General features: G+C 71.4%; 22 protein-coding genes. 9 read left to right on the top strand and 13 right to left on the bottom strand.

Annotation, left to right across the window (positions count from 1 at the left end; genetic code table 11):
• Nucleotides 1-44: 44 nt before the first annotated feature.
• A complete protein-coding gene (dacB, locus tag ABZ441_RS08290) occupies nt 45-1,550 on the bottom strand; it encodes a D-alanyl-D-alanine carboxypeptidase/D-alanyl-D-alanine-endopeptidase (protein WP_358969709.1) in 1,506 nt (501 codons plus the stop codon).
• 86 nt (nt 1,551-1,636) lie between these two features.
• Between dacB and ABZ441_RS08295 the strand changes: the two genes are divergently transcribed.
• Nucleotides 1,637-2,131 carry an inorganic diphosphatase gene (locus ABZ441_RS08295; RefSeq protein ID WP_003968257.1) on the top strand — a complete coding sequence of 165 codons (495 nt, stop codon included), beginning with the start codon at nt 1,637-1,639 and terminating at the stop codon, nt 2,129-2,131.
• A gap of 197 nt (nt 2,132-2,328) precedes the next feature.
• Nucleotides 2,329-4,044, top strand: a complete 1,716-nt coding sequence (locus ABZ441_RS08300; protein ID WP_358969711.1) for a threonine/serine exporter family protein — start codon at nt 2,329-2,331, stop codon at nt 4,042-4,044.
• Between the two features lie 79 nt (nt 4,045-4,123).
• Here the strand turns inward: ABZ441_RS08300 and ABZ441_RS08305 are convergent, their stop codons facing one another.
• Entirely contained in the window at nt 4,124-5,560 is a 1,437-nt protein-coding gene (locus ABZ441_RS08305) for a DedA family protein (RefSeq protein WP_358969713.1), read from the bottom strand.
• A gap of 149 nt (nt 5,561-5,709) precedes the next feature.
• Here ABZ441_RS08305 and ABZ441_RS08310 point away from each other — a divergent pair, with 149 nt between their 5' ends.
• From ABZ441_RS08310 to ABZ441_RS08320, 3 genes are all read left to right on the top strand, one after another.
• A complete protein-coding gene (locus tag ABZ441_RS08310) occupies nt 5,710-6,075 on the top strand; it encodes a YbjQ family protein (RefSeq protein ID WP_358969714.1) in 366 nt (121 codons plus the stop codon).
• A 126-nt stretch (nt 6,076-6,201) separates the two neighbouring features.
• The gene (gene wrbA, locus ABZ441_RS08315; RefSeq protein ID WP_358969716.1) at nt 6,202-6,825 is read left to right on the top strand and encodes an NAD(P)H:quinone oxidoreductase; all 624 of its coding nucleotides are present in this window, start codon (nt 6,202-6,204) and stop codon (nt 6,823-6,825) included.
• Nucleotides 6,826-6,836: 11 nt separating this feature from the next.
• Nucleotides 6,837-8,261, top strand: a complete 1,425-nt coding sequence (locus ABZ441_RS08320) for a glutamate decarboxylase (RefSeq protein ID WP_358969718.1) — start codon at nt 6,837-6,839, stop codon at nt 8,259-8,261.
• A 15-nt stretch (nt 8,262-8,276) separates the two neighbouring features.
• On the opposite strand, the gene ABZ441_RS08325 is transcribed toward ABZ441_RS08320, so the two are convergent.
• From ABZ441_RS08325 to ABZ441_RS08350, 6 genes are all read right to left on the bottom strand, one after another.
• Entirely contained in the window at nt 8,277-9,083 is an 807-nt protein-coding gene (locus tag ABZ441_RS08325; protein ID WP_358969721.1) for an ABC transporter permease, read from the bottom strand.
• Nucleotides 9,080-10,042 (bottom strand): ATP-binding cassette domain-containing protein, encoded by a 963-nt coding sequence (locus tag ABZ441_RS08330; RefSeq protein ID WP_358969953.1) that lies wholly within the window; start codon nt 10,040-10,042, stop codon nt 9,080-9,082. Before ABZ441_RS08330 ends, ABZ441_RS08325 begins: the two co-directional genes overlap by 4 nt.
• An 80-nt stretch (nt 10,043-10,122) precedes the next feature.
• On the bottom strand, nt 10,123-10,785 hold the full coding sequence (locus tag ABZ441_RS08335; protein ID WP_358969723.1) for a PadR family transcriptional regulator: 663 nt from the start codon (nt 10,783-10,785) through the stop codon (nt 10,123-10,125).
• A gap of 18 nt (nt 10,786-10,803) precedes the next feature.
• Nucleotides 10,804-11,358, bottom strand: a complete 555-nt coding sequence (locus ABZ441_RS08340) for a DinB family protein (protein ID WP_358969725.1) — start codon at nt 11,356-11,358, stop codon at nt 10,804-10,806.
• A gap of 124 nt (nt 11,359-11,482) precedes the next feature.
• Nucleotides 11,483-12,940: an aldehyde dehydrogenase family protein gene (locus tag ABZ441_RS08345; RefSeq protein ID WP_358969727.1), complete on the bottom strand. Its 1,458-nt coding sequence runs from the start codon at nt 12,938-12,940 to the stop codon at nt 11,483-11,485.
• Nucleotides 12,941-12,994: 54 nt separating this feature from the next.
• Nucleotides 12,995-13,879, bottom strand: coding sequence for a helix-turn-helix transcriptional regulator (locus tag ABZ441_RS08350; protein ID WP_358969729.1), 885 nt, complete (start codon nt 13,877-13,879; stop codon nt 12,995-12,997).
• A 318-nt stretch (nt 13,880-14,197) separates the two neighbouring features.
• Between ABZ441_RS08350 and ABZ441_RS08355 the strand changes: the two genes are divergently transcribed.
• Nucleotides 14,198-14,761 carry an ATP-binding protein gene (locus ABZ441_RS08355; RefSeq protein ID WP_358969730.1) on the top strand — a complete coding sequence of 188 codons (564 nt, stop codon included), beginning with the start codon at nt 14,198-14,200 and terminating at the stop codon, nt 14,759-14,761.
• Between the two features lie 100 nt (nt 14,762-14,861).
• On the opposite strand, the gene ABZ441_RS08360 is transcribed toward ABZ441_RS08355, so the two are convergent.
• From ABZ441_RS08360 to ABZ441_RS08375, 4 genes are all read right to left on the bottom strand, one after another.
• Entirely contained in the window at nt 14,862-15,104 is a 243-nt protein-coding gene (locus tag ABZ441_RS08360) for a DUF397 domain-containing protein (protein WP_056793446.1), read from the bottom strand.
• 373 nt (nt 15,105-15,477) lie between these two features.
• Nucleotides 15,478-17,556 carry an FUSC family protein gene (locus ABZ441_RS08365; RefSeq protein ID WP_358969731.1) on the bottom strand — a complete coding sequence of 693 codons (2,079 nt, stop codon included), beginning with the start codon at nt 17,554-17,556 and terminating at the stop codon, nt 15,478-15,480.
• 54 nt (nt 17,557-17,610) lie between these two features.
• Nucleotides 17,611-18,786 carry a DUF2786 domain-containing protein gene (locus tag ABZ441_RS08370; protein WP_358969733.1) on the bottom strand — a complete coding sequence of 392 codons (1,176 nt, stop codon included), beginning with the start codon at nt 18,784-18,786 and terminating at the stop codon, nt 17,611-17,613.
• 28 nt (nt 18,787-18,814) lie between these two features.
• Nucleotides 18,815-19,741 (bottom strand): NADP-dependent oxidoreductase, encoded by a 927-nt coding sequence (locus tag ABZ441_RS08375; protein WP_358969734.1) that lies wholly within the window; start codon nt 19,739-19,741, stop codon nt 18,815-18,817.
• A gap of 230 nt (nt 19,742-19,971) precedes the next feature.
• Here ABZ441_RS08375 and ABZ441_RS08380 point away from each other — a divergent pair, with 230 nt between their 5' ends.
• The 3 genes from ABZ441_RS08380 to ABZ441_RS08390 all read left to right on the top strand — a co-directional run bounded on the left by ABZ441_RS08380 (nt 19,972) and on the right by ABZ441_RS08390 (nt 23,600).
• Nucleotides 19,972-21,678: a bifunctional 3'-5' exonuclease/DNA polymerase gene (locus ABZ441_RS08380; protein WP_358969735.1), complete on the top strand. Its 1,707-nt coding sequence runs from the start codon at nt 19,972-19,974 to the stop codon at nt 21,676-21,678.
• A 120-nt stretch (nt 21,679-21,798) separates the two neighbouring features.
• Nucleotides 21,799-22,854: a DUF2804 domain-containing protein gene (locus ABZ441_RS08385; protein WP_358969737.1), complete on the top strand. Its 1,056-nt coding sequence runs from the start codon at nt 21,799-21,801 to the stop codon at nt 22,852-22,854.
• A 38-nt stretch (nt 22,855-22,892) separates the two neighbouring features.
• Nucleotides 22,893-23,600: a phosphotransferase gene (locus ABZ441_RS08390; RefSeq protein ID WP_358969739.1), complete on the top strand. Its 708-nt coding sequence runs from the start codon at nt 22,893-22,895 to the stop codon at nt 23,598-23,600.
• 102 nt (nt 23,601-23,702) lie between these two features.
• On the opposite strand, the gene ABZ441_RS08395 is transcribed toward ABZ441_RS08390, so the two are convergent.
• The gene (locus ABZ441_RS08395) at nt 23,703-24,920 is read right to left on the bottom strand and encodes an aromatic acid exporter family protein (protein WP_358969740.1); all 1,218 of its coding nucleotides are present in this window, start codon (nt 24,918-24,920) and stop codon (nt 23,703-23,705) included.
• Between the last annotated feature and the right edge of the window lie 344 nt (nt 24,921-25,264).

Raw genomic sequence — 25,264 nt, forward strand, 5'->3', positions numbered from 1 at the left:
CAACCGTACGTGAGGTGGTCGCTCCGTGGTGGGGTGTCAGCCGCTCACCCGGTGCCTTCGGCGAGAACGGTGGCCAGGGCGTCGAGTGAGGCCTCCGCCTCGCCCGGGGACGTGCTGCCCGAGGCCAGGAAGGCGAAGGCGAGCAGCCGGCCCTGTGCGTCGACCGCGGTTCCCGCGAGGCTGTTCACCCCCGTCAGGGTGCCCGTCTTGGCCCTGATCAGGCCGGTCGCCGGGGAGATCGCGGTGTAGCGGTCGCCGAGCGTGCCGCTGAACCCGGCGACGGGGAGGCCGGTGAGGACCGGTCGGAGCTCGGGGTGGTCCGGGCCGGCGGCGAGCGCGAGCAGCTCGGCCAGGAGACCTGCCGTCACCTTGTCCGCGCGGTCAAGACCGCTGCCGTCCGCGAGCCGGGCGCCGGTCAGCGGCAGGCCGAGCGCCTTCAGCCGGGCGGTGACGGCGCGGCGGGCCCCGGCGAAGGAGGCGGGCTCCCCGGCCTTCAGCGCGGTCTGCCGGGCCAGAGCTTCGGCGATGTCGTTGTCGCTGTTGGTCAGGGCGCGTTCGACCAGCTCGGAGAGCGGCTCGGACAGATGTCTGGCCACCGTCCGGGCGCCGTCGGGAGCCCGCCCGGACGAGGGGGCGGGCCGGGTGTCGACGCCGGCTTCGTCGAGGAGGCCGGCGAAAAGGCGCGCGGCGTCGCCCGCGGGGTCGTCGGTGCGGGTGGCCGGCCCCCGGTCGCTCTTGTCGAGACGGCCCTCGTCGACCATGAGCGCGCTGACGGGCGCGATGTTCTCGTTGGGGCCGATGGGGTGGAGGGGCGGACCGGAGTATCGCGAGGTGTCGTACGTCAGCCGCACGGGCCCGGTGCCGCCGTCGCCGTCGCCGTCACGCAGGGAGCGCGCCGCGCCGGTGGCAAGGGAGCGCAGGGCCTTCTTGTCGAGGGTGGGGTCGCCGCCGCCGACGAGTGTGAGCGTCCGGGAGTCCGGGGACAGCGTGACCTTCGTGGCGATGCGGTGGCCGGGGCCGAGAGCGGAGAGCGCGGCGGCGGTCGTGGCGATCTTCACCGTGGACGCGGGGGTCATGGGGGTCGTCGCCCCCCGCGCGTACAGCTGCTTGCCGGTGGCGGCGTCGACGACCACTGCGGTGCGTACGGAACCGAGGGCGGGCGCGTCCAGCAGGGGCTCGAGGGCGGTCTCCAGAGCGCTCGCGCCCGCCGGGGCCGTGAGGCCGACCGTGGTGCCGAGGGCGCTCAGGACGGCGGGCGCGCTGGGCGCCGGCGTGGGCCCGCCGGGCGCCGTCCCTTCGTGATGTGCGCCACCTGCACGCTGCTGGACGGCCGCCCGGACCCGCTCGGCCTTACGCTGACCGGAGTCCCAGGGACCGGCGGCCAGGACGGCACCGACGGCTACCACCAGGCCCAGCACCGCGGAGCCTGCGACGAGCCTGAGGTCGTCCGGACCGCTCCCGCGCTTCAGGTACTTCGGGGCTTTCCACCTGTCCCATCTGTCCCACCTGTTCAACGGTTCGTCCGTCGGTCTCTTCACCGGCTCGGCCACCGTTGATCAGCCCCTTTCGCGAGCACTCGTCTGCGTGAGGGACACTTAACCACCAGTCGTATGTGTTGATCATGGAGGAGCCACCCGTGGAGTTCGACGTCACCATCGAGATCCCGAAGGGTTCGCGGAACAAGTACGAGGTGGACCACGAGACCGGTCGGATCCGCCTGGACCGTCGACTCTTCACCTCGACCAGCTACCCGGCCGACTACGGCTTCGTCGAGAACACCCTCGGCGAGGACGGCGACCCGCTGGACGCGCTGGTCATCCTGGACGAGCCGACCTTCCCCGGCTGCCTCATCAAGTGCCGCGCCATCGGCATGTTCCGGATGACCGACGAGGCCGGCGGCGACGACAAGCTGCTGTGCGTCCCGGCGTCCGACCCCCGGGTGGAGCACCTGCGCGACATCCACCACGTGTCGGAGTTCGACCGCCTGGAGATCCAGCACTTCTTCGAGGTCTACAAGGACCTGGAGCCCGGCAAGTCCGTCGAGGGCGCCGACTGGGTCGGCCGCGCCGAGGCCGAAGCCGAGATCGAGGCCTCCTACAAGCGCCTCGAGGCGCAGGGCGGCGCGCACTGACGTACCCCTTCCGGATTCCGCTTACGGGCGGGACGGCGCGGGCAACGGCGCATGGGGCCCTCCGGCCCGGCTGACCGTACGACAACGGGCGGCGCACCTTCACCGGTGCGTCGCCCGTTGCGTGTGGCCGCCCATGTCCGTGCCCATACTGGGCAGAAGCGCTCCCGGAACGAGCGGTCGAGGAGGAACGAGGTCGAGTGGTGGCGGAACAGGGCGGTCCGGAGGACCAGAAGCCCCAGTCCGACGAGGCACACAGCGCGTTCGTCCCGCCCGTAGGTGTCGAGCAGCCCGCGGGTCCGCCCGAGGACGAGCATCCGACGTCGGAATTCGCTCTCCCGGCCGGTCTGCACACCGACCCGTCGGCGCCGTCCGGCCCGGGCCAGGGTTCCGCTTCGGGCCCGGGGAGCGGTTCGGGATCCGACACGCTCACCTCCGCGTTCGTTCCGCCGAGCGGGTACAACGCCCAGCATCAGCAGCCCTCGTTCACCCCCGCGCACGGCATTCCGATGGTCCGGCTGACCAAGGAAGCCCCGTGGCAGGACCGGATGCGCACCATGCTGCGCATGCCGGTCACCGAACGTCCGGCGCCCGAGAGCGTGCAGAGGACCGACGACGCGGGACCCGCCGTACCGCGCGTGCTCGACCTCACCCTGCGTATCGGGGAGCTGCTCCTCGCGGGCGGCGAGGGTGCCGAGGACGTCGAGGCGGCCATGTTCGCGGTGACGCGTTCGTACGGGCTCGACCGCTCCGAGCCGACGGTCACCTTCACGCTGCTGTCCATCTCGTACCAGCCGTCACTGGTCGACGACCCCATCACGGCCAGCCGTACCGTACGCCGCCGGGGCACCGACTACACCCGGCTGGCAGCGGTGTTCCGGCTGATCGACGACATCACCTCGGCGGAGCACGTCGAGGTCTCGCTGGAGGAGGCGTACCGGCGCCTGGCGGAGATCCGCCGTAACCGGCACCCGTATCCGGGCTGGGTGCTGACGGCCGCCGCAGGTCTGCTCGCGGGTTCCGCATCCGTGCTGGTCGGCGGTGGCGTGCTGGTCTTCATCGTGGCGGCGGCGGGCGCGATGCTCGGTGACCGGCTGGCCTGGCTCTGCGCAGGGCGCGGGCTGCCCGAGTTCTACCAGTTCACAGCCGCGGCCATGCCTCCGGCCGCGATGGGCATCGCGCTGACCCTCACTCATTCGACGGATGTGCGGCCCTCCGCGGTGATCACCGGTGGGCTCTTCGCGCTGCTCCCCGGCCGGGCTCTGGTCGCCGGTGTGCAGGACGGCCTGACCGGTTACTACATCACTGCGGGAGCCCGTCTCCTGGAGGTCATGTACTTCTTCATCGGCATCGTCGCGGGCGTCCTGCTGATGCTCTATCTGGGGGTACAGCTCGGCGCCGAGCTCAACCCGGAGGCCCGGTTCATCGCCAACGACCGGCCGGTGCTCCAGATCCTGGTCTCGATGACCCTCACCCTGGCCTTCGCGATCCTGCTCCAGCAGGAGCGTTCCACGGTGCTCGCGGTGACCCTCAACGGAGGCGTGGCCTGGATCATCTACGGCGCGATGGCCCGCGAGGGCGGCATCTCCCCGGTGGCGGCGACGGCGGTGGCGGCCGGCCTGGTGGGACTGTTCGGCCAGTTGTTCTCGCGTTACCGCTACACCTCGTCGCTGCCCTACATCACGGCCGCGATCGGCCCGCTGCTGCCAGGTTCGGCGACCTATTTCGGTCTGCTGGGCGTCGCGCAGAACGAGGTGGACACCGGGCTCACCTCACTCTTCACGGCTGTCGCCACGGCCCTGGCGATCGCCATCGGAGTCAATCTGGGGAGCGAGATCTCCAGGCTGTTCATGCGGGTGCCGGGCGCGATCGAGGGCGCCACCCGCCGGGCGGCCAAGCGGACACGAGGCTTCTGACCGGCACACGACGGCGCCCCGGCTCCCTCGTGGGCGGATTTGGGGAACCGGGGCGCCGTCGGTGCGTGCGCGGCGCGGGTCAGCGCCTGTCCTGCCAGCCGTACTGACCCGGGTCGTCCTGCCGGCCGTCGCCGCGCCCGGCAGGGGGCTCGTCGCCGTAGGGCCCGCTCTCGCTGTACTGGCCGGGCCGGGCAGCGCCGTAGGCGCCGTCCTGCCCTGCGTCGTACGGGGTGGGCTGGCTGCCGTACGGATCGCCCTGGCCGCCTTGGCCGCCGCCGTACTGAGCGGTCTGGTCCGCCGACCCGTACTGCTCCGCCTGACCGTGGCCGTACTGGCCGCCCTGGCCGCCGCCGTACTGGCCGGGCTGTTCGCCGTACCGGGCGCCCTGCTCGCCGCTGTACCGGCCACCGCCGTACTGGGCGCCCTGGTCACCACCGTGCTGACCGTGACCCGTGCCGTACTGGCCACCCTGAGCGCCGCCGTACTGGCCGTACTGCTGTTCGCCGTACTGGCCCTGACCTGCGCCGTACTGGCCACCGGCCGGACCTGCGCCGTACTGTCCACCCCCCTGAGGGGGGCCGTACTGGGCGCCCTGGCCGCCGTACTGACCCGCCTGGCCGCCGCCGTACTGACCCGGACCCGCCTGGCCGCCGTACTGTCCGCCGCCGTACGGAGCGCCCTGGTCGGTGCCGTACGGAGCGCCCTGGTCGGTGGTGTACCCACCGGCCTGGCCGGTGCCGTACGGAGTGCCGCCGTACTGCCCTGCCTGGTCCGCGGTGTACAGGTGGGCGGCGGGGCCCCGGCCGTCGTTGTCCGCTCCACCGTGGGGACCCGCCGTGGGGCCGTCGCCGGAGGGGCCCTGGTCGTCGCCCTGCTGCTGTGCGGCGCCTTCCTTCTTCGACCTGCTGCGGGCCCGCAGGAACTCGATCACGATCGGCACCACGGAGATGAGCACGATCAGGATGAGGATCATCTCGATGTTCTCGTGCACGAAGTCGATCTTGCCGAGGGCCGCGCCGAGCACCGTCACGCCGACGCCCCAGAGGATGCCGCCGATGATGTTGTACGTGATGAACGAGCGGTAGTTCATCCGGCTGACACCGGCGATGATCGGCGTGAACGTCCGGACGATGGGCACGAAGCGGGCCAGTACCAGCGACTTCGGTCCGTACTTCTCGAAGAACTCGTGGGCCTTCTCGACGTTCTCCTGTTTGAAGAGACGGGAGTCCGGGCGCTTGAAGAGGGCAGGCCCCACCTTGCGGCCGAAGAGATACCCGACCTGGTCACCGATGATCGCCGCCAGGGCGACCAGGACACAGACCAGCCACAGGGGGTACTTCAGGTCCCCCGTCGTCACCAGAAGTCCGGTGGTGAACAGCAGGGAGTCACCCGGCAGGAAGAAGCCGATGAGCAGTCCGGACTCGGCGAACACGATGAGCAGGAGTCCGGGAAGCCCGAAGGTGTTGAGCAGATAATCCGGGTCCAGCCAGCTCGGGCCGAGCGCAAGCGTATTCAAGGGTCCGGGCTCCAGGGTTGGTCGGTGTGCGCGGCTGCGTGGCCGCCCCAAGCTATCAACGCTGCGACGGACGCCTGGGTTCCACTGGCGTAAGCAAGGATGCGCCCGGTACGAACCGGGGCAAAGCTTTCCTCAGGAGGTGCCACGTCATGGGCATTGAGGAATACGGCGGCGGGCAGACGGCCCGCGCGGACGTGCTGGTCGTCACCACGAACGACGTACCGGGCTACCAGGTGACGCAGGTCATCGGTGAGGTGTTCGGACTCACTGTCCGCTCCCGCCACCTCGGCAGCCAGATCGGCGCCGGCCTGAAGTCGATGGTCGGCGGTGAGCTGAAAGGGCTGACCAAGACACTCGTCGAGACCCGCAACCAGGCGATGGAGCGGCTCGTCGAGCAGGCCAGGGCCCGCGGCGCGAACGCGGTGCTGATGATGCGCTTCGACGTGAGCGAGGCGGCGGACGTGGGCACCGAGGTCTGTGCCTACGGGACCGCGGCTGTGATCAGCGCCTCCTGACCGTCACGACCTGAACATCGCGCCCTGATCCGCACGTCCTGACAGCGCCTCCCGACCCGCGCGTCCTGATCCGCACGTCCTCAGCTCCCCGGTCCGTCCGCGTTCCTCTCCCCCGGAGGCTCCCGCATGCCCACGTCCGTCAACGTCGCCGTCATCTACTACTCCTCCACCGGAACCATCTCCACGATCGCCGAAGCCGTCGCCAGGGACGCCGAGAACGCCGGCGCGCAGGTACGCCTGCGCAAGGCCGCCGAGCTCGCCCCACAGGCCGCCATCGACTCCAATCCGGCCTGGGCCGAACACGCCAGGGCGACCGCGGGCATCCCCGAGGTCTCGCCCGACGACATGGTCTGGGCGGACGCGGTGATCTTCGGGACGCCCACCCGCTACGGGAACGTCACCGCCCAGCTCAAGCAGTTCCTCGACACGCTGGGGGGCCTCTGGCAGGCGGGCAGCCTCGCCGACAAGGTCTACAGCGGCTTCACCGCCAGCAGTACCGCTCACGGGGGCCAGGAATCCACCCTGCTGGCCCTCTACAACACCGTCTACCACTTCGGCGGCATCCTGGTCCCTCCCGGCTACACGGACCCCTCGAAGTTCGTCGACGGCAATCCGTACGGCACGTCCCACGTCTCCGGGCAGGGCGACATCCCGGTCGCCGAGCAGACCCTGACCGCCGCGCGGGTCCAGGCCGAGCGCGTCGTGAAGTTCACCCGTGCCATCAAGGCCGGACTCGCGGCCGAGAACTGAGGAGAGCGTCCATGCCACTCCACAAGGGTTCGCACGGTGCGGCCGCGCCGACCGACGAGCACCGCAGACTCGCGCTGAACCCGTTCTTCGGTGAGGCAGACCCGACCGCGCCGATGGTCGCCGCGCCGCCGACGCACCGTCTCCCGGACGGCCCGCTGCCGCCGTCGACCGCCTACCGGCTCATCCACGACGAGCTGATGCTCGACGGGAACTCCCGGCTCAACCTCGCCACCTTCGTCACCACCTGGATGGAACCCCAGGCCGGCGTGCTGATGGGCGAGTGCCGGGACAAGAACATGATCGACAAGGACGAGTACCCGCGCACCGCCGAGCTGGAACGGCGCTGTGTGGCGATGCTCGCCGACCTCTGGAACGCGCCCGACCCCGGGTCCACGGTGGGCTGCTCGACCACGGGCTCCAGCGAGGCCTGCATGCTGGCGGGGATGGCGCTGAAGCGCCGCTGGTCCGCCAGGAACGCCGACCGCTATCCCGCGTCCGCCCGGCCCAATCTGGTCATGGGCGTCAACGTCCAGGTCTGCTGGGAGAAGTTCTGCGCGTTCTGGGAGGTGGAGCCCCGCCAGGTCCCGATGGAGGGTGAGCGCTTCCATCTGGACCCGCAGGCGGCCGCCGAACTCTGCGACGAGAACACCATCGGTGTGGTCGGGATCCTCGGCTCCACCTTCGACGGCTCCTACGAGCCGATCGCGGACCTCTGCGCGGCGCTGGACGATCTGCAGGAACGCACCGGGCTCGACATCCCCGTCCATGTGGACGGGGCGTCCGGGGCAATGGTGGCACCGTTCATCGACGAGGACATGGTGTGGGACTTCCGGCTCCCCAGGGTGTCCTCGATCAACACCTCCGGCCACAAGTACGGTCTGGTCTACCCGGGGGTGGGCTGGGCATTGTGGCGCTCCCCCGCCGAGCTGCCGGAGGAGCTGGTCTTCCGGGTCAATTATCTGGGCGGCGACATGCCCACCTTCGCGCTCAACTTCTCCCGGCCCGGCGCGCAGGTCGTGGCGCAGTACTACACGTTCCTACGGCTGGGCCGGGAGGGCTATCGCGCCGTCCAGCAGGCGTCCCGGGACATCGCGCTCCGGCTGGCGACGGAGTTCGAGTCCCTGGACGACTTCCGGCTGCTGACCCGGGGCGACGACCTCCCGGTGTTCGCCCTGACGACGAAACCCCACGTGAAGGCGTACGACGTCTTCGACGTGTCGAGGCGCCTGCGCGAGCGCGGATGGCTGGTGCCCGCGTACACCTTCCCCGCCAACCGCCAGGACCTGTCGGTGCTGCGCGTGGTGTGCCGCAACGGCTTCTCCTCGGACCTCGCGGAGATGCTGGTGGACGACCTGCGCGGACTCCTTCCGGAACTGCGCGCCCAGGCGCATCCGCTGAACCGGGGCGCGGGGGCCCGGACGGCCTTCCACCACTGACACGCCGAAGGGTCGTCAGTGGCTGAGCCGCGCGAACCTCCTTACCGCCGCCGGGAAGAACACCGTGATCAGCGCCACCGGCCAGAGAACCGCGAGCAGTTCGGCGTGTTCGGCGGCCCAGGAGCCCGTCGGGCCGCCCGGGTTGCCGAACAGGCCGCGAACCGCCGTCGCCGTGGCCGACATCGGGTTCCACTCCACGGCGGTGCCCAGCCAGCCCGGCATCGACTCCGGTGACGCGAAGACGTTGGACAGGAAGCCCACCGGCCAGACGAGGATCTGCACGGCCTGCACCATCTCGGGTCTGCCCGCGACCATCGCGAGCTGGATGCCGATCCAGAGCATCGCGAACCGCAGCAGGAGCAGCAGCCCCAGAGCGGCCAGAGCGGCGGCCGTGCCGTTGTGCCAGCGCCAGCCGAGCGCGTAGCCGACTCCGGTCATCACGGCGAGAGCCGCCGCCGACTGGAGCATGTCGGCGGCACTGCGCCCGGCCAGGACCGCGCCCGGGACCATCGGCATGGAGCGGAACCGGTCGATGAGCCCCTTGTTGAGGTCCTGGGTGACGGCCAGCATCGTGCCCTCGAGGCCGAAGGCCATGGTGAGCGCGAGCATGCCGGGGACCAGGAACTCGGTGTTGTCCCCGTCGACCCCGCTGCCGCCGCCGACCAGGTAGTTGAACATCAGGAGCAGCATCACCGGGAAGACGAGACCGACGACCACCTGGACGGGTTGCCTCGCCCAGTGCGCGAGCTCGCGCCGGGTCAGCGTCCAGCAGTCGGTCAGCGCCCAGCCGACGCGTCCCGGCCCCGCCGTGGCCGTGCTCATGCCGCCACCTCCGTGTCCATGGGTGTGCGGGTCCCGCTGCCGCCTCCGGTGAGGGACAGGAAGACCTCGTCCAGCGTGGGCCGGCGCACCGCGATGTCCTCCGCCTCGATGCCCGCCTCCTCCAGCACCCGCACGGTGCGGGCCAGGGCCCGCATGCGGTCCGGGGCGGGTGCGCCGATCAGCCGCCGGTCCTCGTCCACGGTCACCCCGTCGCCGAGCAGCGCGGCAGCCTCGCCGAGCCGGTGTGCGTCGCGGACGACCACGTCGACGCGGTCCCCGCCGACCATCGCCTTCAGCCGGTCGGCCGTGCCCTCCGCGACGACCCGGCCGCCGTCGATGACCGAGATCCGGTCGGCGAGCTGGTCCGCCTCCTCCAGGTACTGGGTGGTCAGCAGGACGGTGGTGCCCCCGACGGCCAGGGCACGCACGGCGTTCCACACCTCGGCCCGCCCCCGCGGGTCGAGTCCGGTCGTGGGCTCGTCCAGGAACAGCACCTCCGGGTCGGTGATCAGGGACGCGGCCAGGTCGAGTCGACGCCGCATGCCTCCGCTGTACTGACTGACCGCCTTGCGTCCCGCGTCCTTGAGCCCGAACCGCTCCAGCAGTTCGTCGGCCCGGATGCCCGCCCTGCGCGCGCCCAGGTGGTAAAGCCGGCCGAACATCTCCAGGTTCTGCCTGCCGCCGAGCTCCTCGTCCACCGCGGCGTGCTGCCCGAGCAGCCCGATCCGCCGCCTGACCTCGGCGGCCTCGGACCGTACGTCGAACCCCGCCACCTCGGCCCGTCCCCCGTCGTGCCGCAACAGGGTCGTCAGCACCCGGACGGCGGTGGTCTTGCCCGCCCCGTTGGGGCCGAGGATCCCATGCACCGTTCCGCCCCGGACGGCGAGGTCGAGGCCGTCCAGGGCGCGCTTCTCTCCGTACCGCTTGTGTACCCCTTCGAGGATGATCGCGTCGTTCACGGTGTCCATCGCCCCCTCGTTTAGTCAAACTTGACTAGAAGGTCGAAGGTAAGCCCGACGGCGTCATTCGTCAAACTTGATTAGCTGGAGCTCGATCGGCGGGAGTCCCCCGGCCGGGGGACCTCCGCGGCGTACGGATTCTCCTGCCCCTCGGCGAGCACCCCGACGAAGGGTTCGCCCTCACCCGCGAAGGTGTATGCCCCCGCCTCGATCCGGGCGATCAGGCCGCGGGTCCACTCGGCACCCGCGTCCGCCGAGTGCACCCACATGTTCATGATCTCGCCGATGTGGCCGATCGACTCCGGACCTTCCTCAGGCGTGTAGTGCTCCGTGACCGAGGCCCGCCAGCCCTCGATGGCGGTGAGGCGCTCGCGCAGGAGCGACACCACCTCGGCCCGCTCCAGGTCGACGACGAAGCCGATGCCCGCCGACAGGACGTCCACGCCCTGGTCGTGATCGTAGGAGGCCAGCGAGGCCCTGAGCAGGGTGAAGAACTCCTGGGCGCCACGCTCGGTGATCTCGTATTCCGTGCGGGGTGGGCCGCCGGCCGTGGACGGGGCGACCTCATGGGCGAGCAGCAGCCCCTGCTTCGCCATCTGCTTGAGTGCGTGGTAGATGGATCCGGGTTTGGCGTTGGACCACTCGTGGGCGCCCCAGTACTCCAGGTCGTTGCGCACCTGATAGCCGTGCGCGCGGCCGTGCTGACGCACGGCGCCCAGGACCAGAAGACGGATCGCCGACATACCACCCATCCTTCGTACTCAACTTCGACCAGCGTAGCCCGCCTCTTCCGCGACCAGGTCGAGGGCCGTCCTGCCGTCCAGCGCCTCGCGGAGGATGTCGGCGTGCCCCGCGTGGCGGCCGGTCTCCTCGACCAGATGGAGCAGCAACCAGCGCATGGAGCACTGCCCGTCCTCGGGGAACCAGGGCGCCGGGGGCAGCGGGAAGGTGTCACTCATGTCGCCGACGTCATCCAGGATGAAGGCCTCCGTCTCAGCGGCGACCCGGTCCCAGAACTCGAGCATCCGCGGGACCGTCTCGTCACCCACGAGCCGGAAGCCGTCGGACCACGTCTCCGCGTTCCGCTCCTTGTCGTTCGGACGCCGCTGGGCCATCCGCAGCCAGTTCAGCTCACCCTCGGCGACGTGCTTGAGCAGTCCGGAGAGGGAGAGCTCGCTGACCAGGGGGCGGCTCGCGGCCTGCTTCTCGGTGAGGCCGGCCAGGGAGCGCCGGACGGCTCCGCGCTGTGCTTCGACGAAGGCGAGGAGGGTTCCGCGCTCGTCGCCGTGCCCCTCCGAGGGAACGTGGGTGACCATGATGCCTGCTTTCCGGACGTGACGGCCGATCGAGTACGGGCTGCCGCCCGCATGCCCGCTCGCCTGCTTGTGCCGTCAACGTACGGACCCATCAGGTCAGGTTCTGTCCTCGATCCGCCTGGCGTCAGAAGGGAAATCCCACTCGCCCGCGCTGCACCGAGATCCACTTCCGGGTGGTGAACGCGTCCACGGAGGCCTCGCCGTTCAGGCGCCCCATACCGGACCTCTCCTCGCCCCCGAACGCGACCGCCGGATCGTCCTGCGCGGTCGCGCCGTTGACGTGGAACGTCCCACCCCTGACGCGCCGGGCGAACCGCACGCCGCGTTCGGCGTCCGCCGTGTGGACGGCACCGCTCAGGCCGTAGGGGCTGTCGTTGACCAGGCGTACGGCGTCGTCCTCACCGTCGAACGGCACCAGCAGCGCCACGGGGCCGAAGATCTCCTGCTCCAGCAGCGGTGAGCCCTCCGGCAGCCCGGTCAGTACGGTCGGCTCGACGAGATTGCCTCGCGTGCGGCCCCGCACGAGCGCGGTGGCACCGGCCTCGATCGCACCATCGACCAGCACCGCGAGCGCCTCGGCCTGGAACGCGCTGATGACCGGCCCGATCCGGGTCTCGGGGTCGCGAGGATCTCCTGACGGGAGGGCCGCCACCGCCATGGTGAACCTGTCCGTGAAGTCCTTCTCCACGGACCGGTCCACCAGGATGCGGTTGGCGGCCATGCTGACCTGGCCCTGGAACAGGAAACGGCTGTAGACCGCCGCGCGGACCGCGTGATCCAGGTCCGCGTCCTCGAGCACGACCAGCGCGCTGTTGCCGCTCAGCTCGAGGACGGTCCGCTTGAACTGCCCGGCGGCGACGGCGGCGACATGGCGGCCCACCCGGTTCGAACCGGTGAACGAGATCACCTTGGGCACGGGGTGCTGGATGAAGGAGTCACCGATCTCGGCGCTGTCGGTGATCAGCACGTTGAGGAGCCCCGGGGGCAGCCCCGCGTCCTCGAAGATCCGGGCCACCAGCCCGCCGCCGGCGATCGGGGCGTTCTGATGGGGCTTCACGACGACGGCGTTGCCGAGGGCGAGCGCGGGGGCGACGGTCTTCATCGTGACGAGGAAGGGGAAGTTGAAGGAACTGATCACACCGATGACCCCGACGGGCAGTCGGTAGACCCGGTTCTCCTTGCCGTCGTCGGCCGAGGGCAGCAGCCGGGCCACCGGACGGATCGCCTGACCGACGGCCTCACGCAGGAACTCCAGCGCGACACGCACCTCGTACTCGGCCTTGGCCCGGGTACCGCCGAGTTCATCGACGATCAGTTCGATGATTTCCTCACCGCGCTCCCCGACAAGGCGCACCGCGTTCTCCAGAACGGCCCGACGCCCATAAGAACCGACCGTCGCCCATTCCCGCTGCGCGCGTTCGGCCGCCCGGTAGGCAAGGTCGACTTCGGCCGCGGTGGCCACGGTGACCGAGCAGAGTTTTTCGCCGCTGTAGGGATTGAAATCAATGATGTCCCACGCACCGTTGCCGGTCAGCCACTCGCCGTCGATGTACTGGCGGGCCAGTTCACTGGGGAAGGACATGCAATCCCTTACTGCAGGCGCAGACTCCTGTCGGAAAGTCATCTTACTTGCATATCAGGTCAGTTGAAGGAGTCCCCGGAGAAGATCCCGGCTCTCCTCGGGCCCAGGACAGTCCTCGTGGAGCCGGACCATGGCCTTTTCGTACTGGGCGACTTCTTCGGCCTTGTCCAGATAAAGCGCACTTGTCAGCTGTTCGAGGTAGACGATGTCCGACAGATCGGATTCCGGAAAGCGCAGCATCGTGAATGCTCCACTCTCACCGGCGTGACCACCGAAGCTGAAGGGCATCACCTGAAGAGTGATATTCGGTTGTTCCGACATGTCGATCAGATGCCGCAATTGCGCACGCATCACCTCGCGCCCGCCGTACGGACGGCGCAGCGCCGCCTCGTCGAGCACGGCGTGGAAGCGCGGGGCACGTTCGGAGACGAGCGCCTTCTGCCGAGCCAGCCGTAGCGCCACTCTGCGGTCGATCTCCGCGGCCGGAGCACCGGGCATGCCGCGCGCGACGACCGCGTGGGCGTACGCCTCGGTCTGCAACAGCCCGTGAACGAACTGGACCTCGTAGATCCGGATGAGCGAGGCCGCCCCCTCCAGACCGATATACGTCTGGAACCAGCCGGGCAGCACATCACCGTAACTGTGCCACCAGCCCGCCACGTTGGCCTCACGGGCCAGGCCCAGGAGCGAATCCCGCTCCGCCTCGTCCGTGACTCCGTACAGCGTGAGCAGGTCCTCGACGTCCCTGGCCTTGAAGCTCACCCGTCCCAACTCCATGCGGCTGATCTTCGATTCGGAGGCGCGGATGGAGTAGCCGGCCGCCTCACGGGTGATGCCGCGCGACTCGCGCAGGCGCCTGAGCTGTGAGCCCAGCAAAATGCGCCGCACCACAGAACCACTCGACTCGCCTGCCGACACCGGCTTCCCAACCCTCCCCATCGCTTCCCGTACACCGGGGTTCCCCCGAACCCCGGTGCCGGATTCTGCCACCAAAACGCTTCAGCCCGTACTCATTCGATTACAGAGATGGGAAGACTTTCCGAAAGCTTCAAAACTATGAAGCGGAAGAAATGAGTCCGAACCGGCACGCTGTCGGGCAGAACCGTCGCGTGCACGTGCATCTGCCCTTGCATCTGCTCTGCGCATTCGGAACCATGGTCCCCGCGCACCTGCGTGCTCGTTCATGTTGTGCCGCTGTACCCGCAGTGCCCGCAGGAAGCAGTGCCGCTACAGCCGCGACTCCCGGGAGTGCCTCGTATGGGGACGAATGGATCGACGACGCTCGAGCCGTTACGGCAGGGGCTTCCACCCATCGACCCCTCGGCTGTCTCGGGTTCGGCCACCTGCAAGCTGCCGACCCGGTACGAAGCGGTGGGCGGGGCGAGGAAGTTCACCCGTACGACGCTGAACTCCTGGGAACTGGGCGACCGCTTCGACGACGTCGCCCTGGTCGTGTCCGAGCTGGTCACGAACGCGCTTCGGCACGCCCTTCCCGCCGACGCGGCCCGGGGGCGGCAGGACTCCTCCGTGCGGCTGCATCTGATGCGCTGGAGCTCACGCCTGGTGTGCGCGGTGCGCGACCCGAGCGAGAGCGGGCCCGTCGCGGGCACGGCGCCGGATTCGGCCGAGTCCGGCCGGGGGCTGTTCCTGGTCGAGTCGTTCAGTGACTGCTGGGGCTGGCACCCCTCCCCCGTACCGGCCGGGGACACACCGAGCGGCGGTGGGCTGGGCAAGGTGGTCTGGGCCCTGTTCCGGCTGACGGACCACGCGGCGCAGGAGCGCCACGCGCCGGCGGACGCGTTCTCCGACGGCCCGCAGTAGTACGGCTCGCGCCGCGGTACGGGGCGCGAGCCGGGCGCTCAGCGGCGCGCGAATCGGCCGGCCGGCGGCGGTGCGGCCTCCGCCCGCCCTCCCGGCGCGGTCAGCCGCCCGTGGCCAGGTGGTCGAACTCCCCGTCCTTCACGCCCAGCAGCAGCGCCTCGATCTCGGCCGGCGTATAGACCAGTGCCGGACCGTCGGGGTGGCGCGAGTTCCGCATCGCCACATTCCCACCGGGCAGTTTCGCGAACTCCACGCATGATCCCTGGGAGTTGCTGTGTCTGCTCTTCTGCCAGACGACCCCGCGAAGCTCTGTGGCCGCCATGCCGTTGTACACGTGGTGCACAGGACGCTCCCCGAGTTGCAAGGTGCAAATGTCAACTAGCTCGGATCATAGCTGTGTTCATATGCCAATGCATGAGCAGATGCACGTGCACGCGGGGTGCGCGGGTGATTACAGTTTCCCGCTGATCCACCCGCCCGCCCGCCCCCTCTTCCACTCCTATGGGTAAGAGACGAACGGCACGGCAATTTGGCTCCCACTCGGTCGAGTTGTTCTCTTCACCCCCGGTGGCTCGGCGCGGTCTTCCGGCCGTGAATCCAGAAGGGGAACTCCATGGGGACGGGCTTCCGCACTCAACCCTGGCCGAGGCCGAGGCCGACGCCTCCGCGTTGCCGACCGGTCCGCCCGAAGTCCCGGCGCCCTGCCGCGTCCCGCCCTACGCCCGCCCGCTGCTGATCTTCAGCGCGTGCGAGAAGTCCTCCAGGGCGCGGAGCAGCAGGCCGGCCCCGTTGCGCACGAAGGTGTCAGCGGGCGGCCCCGGGGAGCCCCCGGGCTCCAGCGCCTCCCTGACGTGCCCCCAGTCCGGGACGCGGCGCTCCCGCACCGCCTTCGCCCCCTCCTCGGTTGCCCGCCTCAGCACGTCCGCCAGCCCGGCGGCCTCGGGGACGGGGGTGGCGGACGCGGCGGGCAGGTGGGCCTCCATGAGCATCGCCACCCTGCCGAACTGGGCGAGCGCCTCCTGGGCGTCCGCGGCGGAGGTCCGGGAGATGCCCCGGTGCCGCACGGGCTCGTGCCGGGCCGTCTCCAGCGCCTCCTGCCACGCCACCCGGGCCTCCCGTGTGGTGAGGAGAGCGGCACGCACGTCGTCCAGCGTCCTGGACGCGGGGTCGGCGTACCGGTCGAGGACCGTGGCGGCGTAGCGCCCGTCCGTCACCATCCAGGCGGCGAGCCGGTCGCGCAGCCGCGGGGTCTCCCAGGCCGGGTAGACGGCGTACGCCACCATCGCGAGGAGTCCGCCGATGAGGGTCAGCACCACCCGTTCGGGCACGGTCTGCGACCAGTCGTCGCCCGCCATGCCGAGCAGGAAGACGACGTAGGCGGAGACACAGACCTGGCTGACCGCGTATCCGGTGCGCATGAGCAGGTACATCAGCCCGGCGCTGACGACGGCGAGCAGGGCCGAGAGCTCCGCGTTCGGGTGTGCGGCCTGCACGATTCCGGTGGCGACGGCGACGCCGACCACGGTGCCCATGAAGCGGGCCACGGACCGCGAGTACGTCTGGGTGAACTCCGGGCGCATCACCATCACGGCGGTCATCGGTGCCCAGTAGCCGTGGCCGAACGGCAGCACCGACCCCAGGAGATAGCCCGCCGCGGCCACCGCCGACACCCGGACGGCGTGGCGCAGGATCGTCGACCCCCGGCGCATCTCGCGGCGCATGGAGCGGTAGACGACGGGGACGAGCCGCAGCAGGGTGGGCCGGCGGCGGTGGGGGACGAGCGGCTCCCCCGGGGTCCGGTCGTCCGTACCGGTCCCCTCGGCGATCTCGACGACATCGGCCAGCAGCGACACGAGCCGGTCGGCGGCCCGGCGGGGCGGGCCGGTGAGGATGACCTCGGTGTCGGGGGACTTCAGGACCGAGAGCGCCGTCTCGTCCAGCTGGACCGGGTCCCCGTGGCGTACCGCCCGCGCAGCGGAGTCGAGCAGGGACCCCGCAGCGCCGAGGATCTCCCACACCCAGTAGCGCTCGGGGCCCTCGGCCGGGACCCCCAGGGCGGGATCCGCCAGCGAGGCCAGGACCGGACGCAGCCGTTCGGCGACCCCGCGCGCACCGTGCAGGTCGGCGGGCCGCCGACGGGCCTGGCGCGGGGTGACGGCGGCGGCGTTGCGCGCGGTCATCAGCGGTACGGGGTCGAAGGGCGCGACCGGGTCGTTCCGCAGTCTGCGGGCGTAGTCGGCCACACCGGCCAGGGCGTCGGCGAGCGCGTCGCGCTGGGCGCCCCATCTGCGGACCGGGAACAGCACGATCAGCGCCGCCTGGACGAACCCGCCGAACGCCATCATCCCGGCGTGGGCGGCTGCGTCGAGTACGGAGGTCGGCAGGGTGATCGTGACCAGCATGATCGAGACGTTGGAGCCCGCGATGATGCCGCCCGTGGGTCCCGCCGCCCAGGTCATCCCGGCGGCGAACGTCCAGAGGATCAGCAGGGCGAGGAACAGCAGGGTGTGGGACACGGTGACGTAGCCGACGAACGTCGACACGGCCAGGCTGGCCCCGGAGACCAGGGCGAGGACGGGCCGGGGGCGCCAGCTGCGCTGGAAGGTGGCGATGGCGGCCTGGAACGCGCCGAACGCGGAACCGGCGGCGATCACCGGTCCGAACAGCGCCAGGCTCACCCCGACGACGAGGGCGAGGCCCGCGGCGCCGCGCACCGCGATGAGCGGTTCGAGACGCCGCCGCTCGATCTCCAGCCCGGAGCGGGCCGTCTCCCTCAGCGCCCGGAGCCAGCTCATGGGCAGAGCCTAGCCGGATTACCCCACAACTCCGACTTATGCCGCCCTGCCGACCTAACGGCCTATTTCCTGCCCTTCCCCGCCCATCCTGGCCCGGTCTGCCGCGGCCGTGCCGTGGTTCCAGCCCTCGGCGTCCGTCGCCCCGCGCAGCCGCGTCGTGGTGGTTCTCGGGAACATCCGCTCCGCGGTCCCGGTGACGGCGACGTCCCGGGCCGCCAGCACCGGCAGCAGGGCACCGGCGCCGGCCCCTCGGTCCCCGGAGCCGCCTTCCGAACCGGCCGCGGCAGTCACCCGCGCGGTGTCCGCCACGAGACGGCTGCCGAGCCGCTGGGCGTACGCCAGCAGGAAGGATTGCCGGAAGGTCTTGGTCCGCTTGCGTCCGCCGGCCCGCTGCCCGGCCTCCGCACGCGTCATCGCGGCGGTGCCCTGCACCAGCAGGGAGGTGAAGAGCAGATCCACGGCCTCCAGATCGGGCTCGAAGCCCACGACCGTGGTGAAACCCAGGTCGCTGTTCCACACGGCCCGGCAGCGGTTCGCCGAGGCGACGGAGTCGAGCAGGACGGCCTTCGCGCTCTCGTACGGGGCGTCGACACCGATCCGGACGGCCCCCGGCGTATCGGCGCTGTGCCTCCGGGCGGCCAGAAGCGCCTCGTCGATGCTGTGCCGGGCCATCAGCTCCTGCGCCTTGGTCGTGAGCGCCTCGGCCTCCTCCGGGAAGCCGGTCGCCTCCGCCTTGGCGAGCAGCGCCCGGATCCTGGTGAGCATGCGGGGCTCTCCGTGGGCCGGCGGAAGGTGGGGAGCACCGGCCGCCGTGCCGGGCGGCGGCCCCACCGGCTCGATGACCGGGAGCCGAAGCAGCAGCCGGTACAGCTCCAGGAGCGCGGACGCGTACGAGAAGCGGTCGGGCCGGTTGCGTGGCGCCGGGGCGGGCATCGCGGCGAGCTGGTCCGCCCAGCGAGGGGGCAGCTGCCCGTACCCTGCCGTCTCCGTGGTGATCAGGGCGGAGACGAGTGCGGCCCCGGCCTCGTCCAGCTCCCGCCGGACCGCGCGTACGACATCGGCGGGCTGCCAGCCGCGCGCCCAGGCCCGCCGGACGAACTCCTCGCCCCGGCGGTGCAGCTCCTCGTCGGCGGACGGGTCCGCGGCGAGGAGGGAGGCGCCGGTGTCCAGGCCCGTGTCACCGTCCGCGTACAGGGCTGCGGCACACGCCCGGTCGATCACCGATTCCATCGGGCCAGGGTAGGCGTCGGCGGGGCGCTCACCCCTCCCCGGGGAGCAGGACGAGTTTGCCTCGCACGTGTCCGGCCTCGCTCAGCTCCTGGGCCCGCGCGGCCTCACGCAACGGGAACGTGCGCTCGACGGGGATCCGCAGGCCGCCGACCGCCGCGGCCTCCGCGTACTCGGCGAGCCGCCTGCCCTCGTCCGGGAGGCTCCCGCCGCCCGCCGAGAAGGCCACCCCGTAGTGCGCCGCGTCCGGGTCCGCGACGGTGACGATCCGGTCCGTACCGCCACGCAGCTCCACCGAGTCCGCCAGGGCGCCCTTCCCTGCCGCGTCGAACACCGCGGCCACACCCTGCGGCGCGGCCTCCCGCACCCGTTCCACCAGTCCCTCCCCGTAAGCCACCGGGACGGCGCCGAGCACCCGCAGATAGTCGTGGTTGGCCGGGGAGGCGGTCCCGACGACCGTGGCACCCCGGGCGGCCGCCAACTGGACGGCGGCCGAGCCGACGGCACCCGACGCCCCGTGCACCAGCAGGGTCTCGCCCGCGGCCACCGCGAGTTCGTCGAGCACCCGGGCGGCGGTCGCGGTCGCGACCGGCAGCGCGGCGGCCTCCGCCCAGCCCAGGGTCTCCGGCTTGGGCGCCACGGATCCCACGTCGGCCAGGACGTACGCCGCATAGGAGCCGGTCGTACTCCGGCCCAGGACCTCGTCGCCGACCGCGAACTCGGTGACGCCCCCGCCGGTCTCGTCGACGACTCCGGCGAACTCGCTGCCGGGTGTGGCGGGCAGCCGGGTGGGGAAAGCCGCCTCCATCCAGCCGTTGCGGATCTTGTAGTCGACCGGATTGACCCCGGCGGCCCTGACCTCCACACGGATCTGGCCCGGCCCGGCGTGGACGTCCTCGACCTGGGCCGGACGCAGGACTTCGGGGCCGCCGAACTCCTCGTACACGATCGCTTCCATCACCGTCTCCTCTGCCGCCGCGTTCCCGGTACGCGCCCGCGCACCTCACTCCGATCCTCGTGGCAGACGGGCGCGCGCGCCCGGCGGGAGGGACTCGGGCTGAACAGGTCCCGGTGGCCGGACAGAACAGCGGGAGGACAGCCCAGCAGGACGACAGTCAGTGCCCGAGCCACGGCCACCGGAACCTGAGTATCAGCATCACTGTCAGTGCCGGGTGCAAGACTCGGCCCATGACCGATCGTTGGGCTCTGGGAATCGAGGAAGGGGGCGGCGCACTCCTCGTGCCGCTGACGCGCGACGGCCTGTCCGCCGGCCCCGTCCTGACCGAACCCGACCTCGTCGAGTCCGTCCGTTCCCGTCCCGAGGTGACCCGCTGGGTATGGCGTTCGACCGCGGGGGTCTACCCCCGGCTGCTCGCGGCGGGCGTCCGGGTCGAGCGGTGCTACGACATCGAGGCGGCCGAGCTTCTGCTGCTCGGCCACGAGGGGCGGCTCGGGGAGCCCCGTTCCGCCGCGGCGGCCTGGGCCCGGCTGCGCGACGCGCCCGTACCCCCTGATCCGCCACCCCGGTCGGCGGAGCGCGGCTCCCAGTCCTCCCTCTTCGAAGCGCGCTCCGGCACGGACCTGCCCTTCGAGGCGCTCCTCGAGGTCTACGCGGAGCAGCTCCGCCGTCACGAGGCGGCGGAGCACCCGGGCAGGATGCGGCTGCTCACCGCCGCCGAGTCCGCGGGCATGCTGGTCGCCGCCGAGATGAACAGGTCCGGACTCCCCTGGCGGACCGACGTGCACCGCGAGGTGCTGAACGACCTGCTCGGCGAGCGCTACGCCGGCGGAGGCGAGCCCCGCAGGCTGGCCGAGGCGGCGGACGAGGTGTCGGCGGCGTTCGGGAGACGGGTGCGGCCCGACCTGCCCACCGATGTGGTGCGGGCGTTCGCGCAGGCCGGGATCAAGGTGAGGTCGACCCGTCGGTGGGAGCTGGAGGAGCTCGACCACCCGGCGGTGGAGCCGCTGATCCGCTACAAGAAGCTGTACCGCGTCTGGACGGCACACGGCTGGAGCTGGCTCCAGGACTGGGTGCGAGAGGGACGCTTCCGCCCCGAGTACCAGCCGGGAGGCACGGTCAGCGGGCGCTGGACGACCAACGGCGGCGGGGCGCTCCAGATCCCCAAGGTGATACGCCAGGCGGTCGTCGCCGACGAGGGGTGGCGCCTGGTGGTGGCCGACGCCGACCAGATGGAGCCGCGCGTGCTGGCCGCGATCTCCCGCGACCGGGGCCTGATGGACGTGGCCGGGCACGAGGGCGACCTCTACAAAGCCCTGTCCGACCGCGCGTTCCAAGGCGACCGCGACCACGCAAAGCTGGCACTGCTGGGCGCGATCTACGGGCAGACCTCGGGCGACGGCCTGAAGAACCTCGCGGCACTGCGGCGGCGGTTCCCCCAGGCTGTCGCCTACGTCGACGACGCGGCGAAGGCCGGCGAGGAGGGCCGCCTCGTCCGCACGTGGCTGGGCCGGACGAGCCCGCCCGCCGCGACGGCCGGCGCGGACGAGGAGGCGGGCATCCCGCAGGAGAGCGAGGAGACGCCGGCCGGGGAAAGCACCGGCACGTACGGATTCACCCCGGGCTACGCCTCGTCGAACTCCCGGGCGCGGGGCCGCTTCACCCGCAACTTCGTGGTTCAGGGCAGCGCCGCGGACTGGGCCCTGCTGCTCCTGGCGGCGCTGCGGCGGACGCTCACCGCCGGTGGGATGCGAGCTGAGCTGGTGTTCTTCCAGCACGACGAGGTGATCGTGCACTGCCCGGTCGACGAGGCACCAGAGGTCGTGGAGGCGATCCGCGCGGCCGGCGAGCTGGCCGGGCGGGTCGCGTTCGGGGAGACGCCGGTGCGGTTCCCTTTCAGCACGGCGGTCGTCGAGCGCTATTCGGACGCCAAGTGAACCGTCCGCCGCGGACCACGACGGTGGGCGGACCGGGACGCCCCGACCAGGTCAGGACATGTGCCCGGCACGCCCCGCGGCCGTACCGGGGCGGGTGTCGCGCCGCTATAGGCTCCGGCCATGGCGACGCACGAGCACGAGATCACCGAGCCCGTCGACCTCTGCCTGCCCGACGGCAGTCTGAACCCGGCAGCAGTCGGCTGGTCCAGGAAGCCGCTGCACCGGGCCAATCTGCGCGGCTGGGGCCGGACGAAGCGCTGGGAGCACTGGTGCGTGACCACGCCGACCCATCTGGTGGCCCTGACCGTCAGCGACCTGGACTTCCTGGCGCTGAACACCATCTACGTGCTCGAATTCGGCCCGGGAGGACGCGAGTTCGAGTGCTCCTCGATCATCCCAGCTGGCCGTGGCGTCCGGCTGCCCGACACCATTGCCGGGGCGCCCGGCTCGGAAGACGTGGTCGTCGGCCCCGCCCGGCCGAGCGGGGGCAGGGTACGCATCGAGATCCGTGACGAGAACGCCGGAACACGGCTGCGGGCCCGCTGCCTGACGCCGGAACGACTCCCGCTGGAGGTCGGCCTCCTGGTAGCTCGGCCGGAAGGCCACGAATCGCTCTCCGTGGTCGTGCCATGGAACGAACAGCGCTTCCAGTACACCTCCAAGCACACCGCCCTCCCCGCCTCCGGCAGGGTGCGCATCGGCGGCGAGATCGTGAAGTTCGGCGGGGAGGACAACGACACCTGGGCCGTCCTGGACCACGGCCGCGGGCGCTGGCCGCGTACGGTCGACTGGAACTGGGGTGCCGCGTCCGGCCGTACGGACGGGCGGACGGTCGGCCTCCAGTTCGGTGGGCGCTGGACCGGGGGTACCGGCTCCACCGAGAACGGCCTCTGCGTCGACGGCCGTCTCACCAAGATCGGTGAGGAGCTGGACTGGCAGTGGTCCGTCACCGACCCGCTGGCCCCCTGGACCCTCCGTGCGCCCTCGTCCGGACAGGTGGACCTGACGTTCACGCCGTTCCACAACCGGTCCGTGCACACGGATGTCGGCCTGGTCGCGAACCGTACCGACCAGCGCTTCGGCCACTACGACGGCCGGATCCGTACGGACGACGGCGACGAGATCGCCGTGGAACACCTGCTGGGCTGGGCCGAGGATGTTCACATGCGCTGGTGACTCCCCCGAGTGGTGGCCGCGCGGGTAGGTTCTCCCTCATGCATATAGGCCCGCTCCTGGGATCGGGGCGCACCGCCGACGTGTACGCACTCGACGGCCCCTGGGTCCTGCGCCGCTACCGCCACGGCATCGACACCGCCGGTGAGCTGGCCGTGATGTCGTACCTCTCGGCCTCGGGCTTCCCGGTCCCGCGTATCGGGCCGCCGGCCGAGGACGCGCTGCCCACGGACCTGGTGGTGCAGCGGCTGACCGGACCGACGCTGGCCGAGGCGCTGCAGGCGGGCACGGTCACCGAGGACGAGGGCGCGGATCTGCTGGCGCGGCTCCTGCGGGAGCTCCACGCGATCCCGCCCCGGCTCTCCCAGGACCCCGAGGACCGGATCCTGCACCTGGGTCTGCACCCCGGGAACGTCACCCTGGCCCCTGAGGGCGCCACGGTCACCGACTGGCTGACGGCCGGCGAGGGGCGGCCTGCGCTGGACCGGGCCATGACCGCGCTGATCCTGGCCCAGGTGGCCCTCGATCCGTCGTCGTCCACCGCCGGTGGGCAGGCCCGGGATCTGCTGGCGGCACTGCTCCCCCGCTTCACGGGCGACGAAGGCGTGCCCGCCGACGCACTCGCCCGCGCCGCCGCCCTGCGCGCGGCGGACCCGCAGTGCACCGCGCACGAGACGGCGGCACTGGCCGGAGCCGCGGATCTGGTCGCGTCACTGGCGGGCCGGGGCCCCGCTCACTCCCGCAGGTAGGCCGGCACGGCGAGGACCCGGCGGTCGGCCGCGTCGGTCAGGGAGAGGTCCCGCCTCGGTCAGGACCGCGCCGCAGACGGCTCTCCGGCGTCGCGGCCCGCCCTACCGCAGGGTGCTGCCCGGGGTGCGGTCCGCTTCCTGCGCGACGTCGAGAAGGACCTGGCTGGTGTACCGGAACTCCTCCAGGAGCCGAGTCGCCTCGGTGACGAGGATGCCGTACGGCGCCGAGGGGTCGGCGAGGGAGAGTGACAGCCGGTGGGTCTCCTCGACCACCTCGTCCCTGCGTGCCTCGGCCTCGTCGGTGAGCCGCTCCAGCCGCTTCGCCTGCGGGAGCAGCGTGGTCTCGTCCAGCGTCGTGAGCACCTCGGCCACCGCGCCGACGGATTCCAGGAACGTCGCGTACCGCTGCAGGAACGGCCGCCGGGCCTCGTCCTCCGCGCGGGACCGGTCGAGGCCGCGGGTGAGCGCGGCCACCTGATAGAGCGTGCGTTCCAGTGCGCCGAGCACGAACTCGTAACCCTGGAAGCCCGGGTGCCCCCGATGACGGCGCAGCAGACGCCGGGGGTTCAGCAGGGCGCTCTCCTTGGCGGTCTGAAGCCCCGACCTCGCCTGCCCGATCATCTCCCCGGTGCGTGCCGCGCGGTCCCGCCACCTGCCGGTGGTGTCCTCGTCGGGTACCCCCTCGGCGAGCACGGGATGTATGTCGGCGAGCAGACCATGAAGGGTGTGGGCGAGGCTGCGGATGCCGTACTCGGCGCTGCGGTGACGCAGCGGCGGGGCCACGAGGACGTTGACGGCGGTCCCGATCGCACTGCCGATGAGGACCAGCAGGACGATCTCTCCAAGGGCGCGCAGCCGCTGGGCGTCCCCGGACGACGAGGTGTAGGTCGAGAAGGCGAAGAAGGCGGCGGTGGCGACCTGCGGTCCCTGGACACCGAGGACGTGCCAGCGCCCGATCGTCAGAGCGATGAGCGCGACGAGCAGGAAGGTCAGCAGGTCGGGGCCGGCGAGGAACCCGAGGGCGGCCTGCACCAGGACCCCGGCGACGACGGCTCCGACGTAGCGCAGCGACTGGACCACCGAACGGTAGACGGTCACCTGCATCATCAGCACCGCGGAGAAGGGGGCGAACGCCGGTGATTGTGCGCCGAGGACGTCGTTGGAGATCAGCCAGGCCAGAGTGGCGGCGAGTGTGCTCTTCGCGATGACCAGCAGGGTGTCGCGCTCGTCCCCGGAAGAGGAGAGGGCTTGCCGCCACCACTGTGCGACGGCGGCGAACCGCCCCGTGCCCGTCCGCTCGGTCGTCGTTCCTCCGGTCATCAGTACCCGCAACCTCCCGCTCCGATCCCGCTGCCCACACGCGCGGTTCCTCTTCGGACCGCCGCCTCCCCGGTCGGGATGCCGCACGGCCCGGTGGAGCGGCGGCGTGGGCGCCCGCGCTCCACTCCCGTGCCCGGCGACATCTGATTGAAGCGAATCCGCGGGAAACGCCGGGCCTCCCCCGCCGGGGGCCGCCCTCTCAATCTGCCGGGTACCCGTGCACCGTTCCGCGCGAACGAGGCGAGGCGGCGCAGCGCGGACGCGTACGGCTCCCGCCCTCCCGGCACCCCTGACGGCGTTCGTCGGTCCGTGTACGGCCACCCGGTCGCTGTGGTCACAGCCTC

This window comes from Streptomyces sp. NPDC005752, assembly GCF_040630715.1.
Classification (GTDB): Bacteria; Actinomycetota; Actinomycetes; order Streptomycetales; family Streptomycetaceae; genus Streptomyces.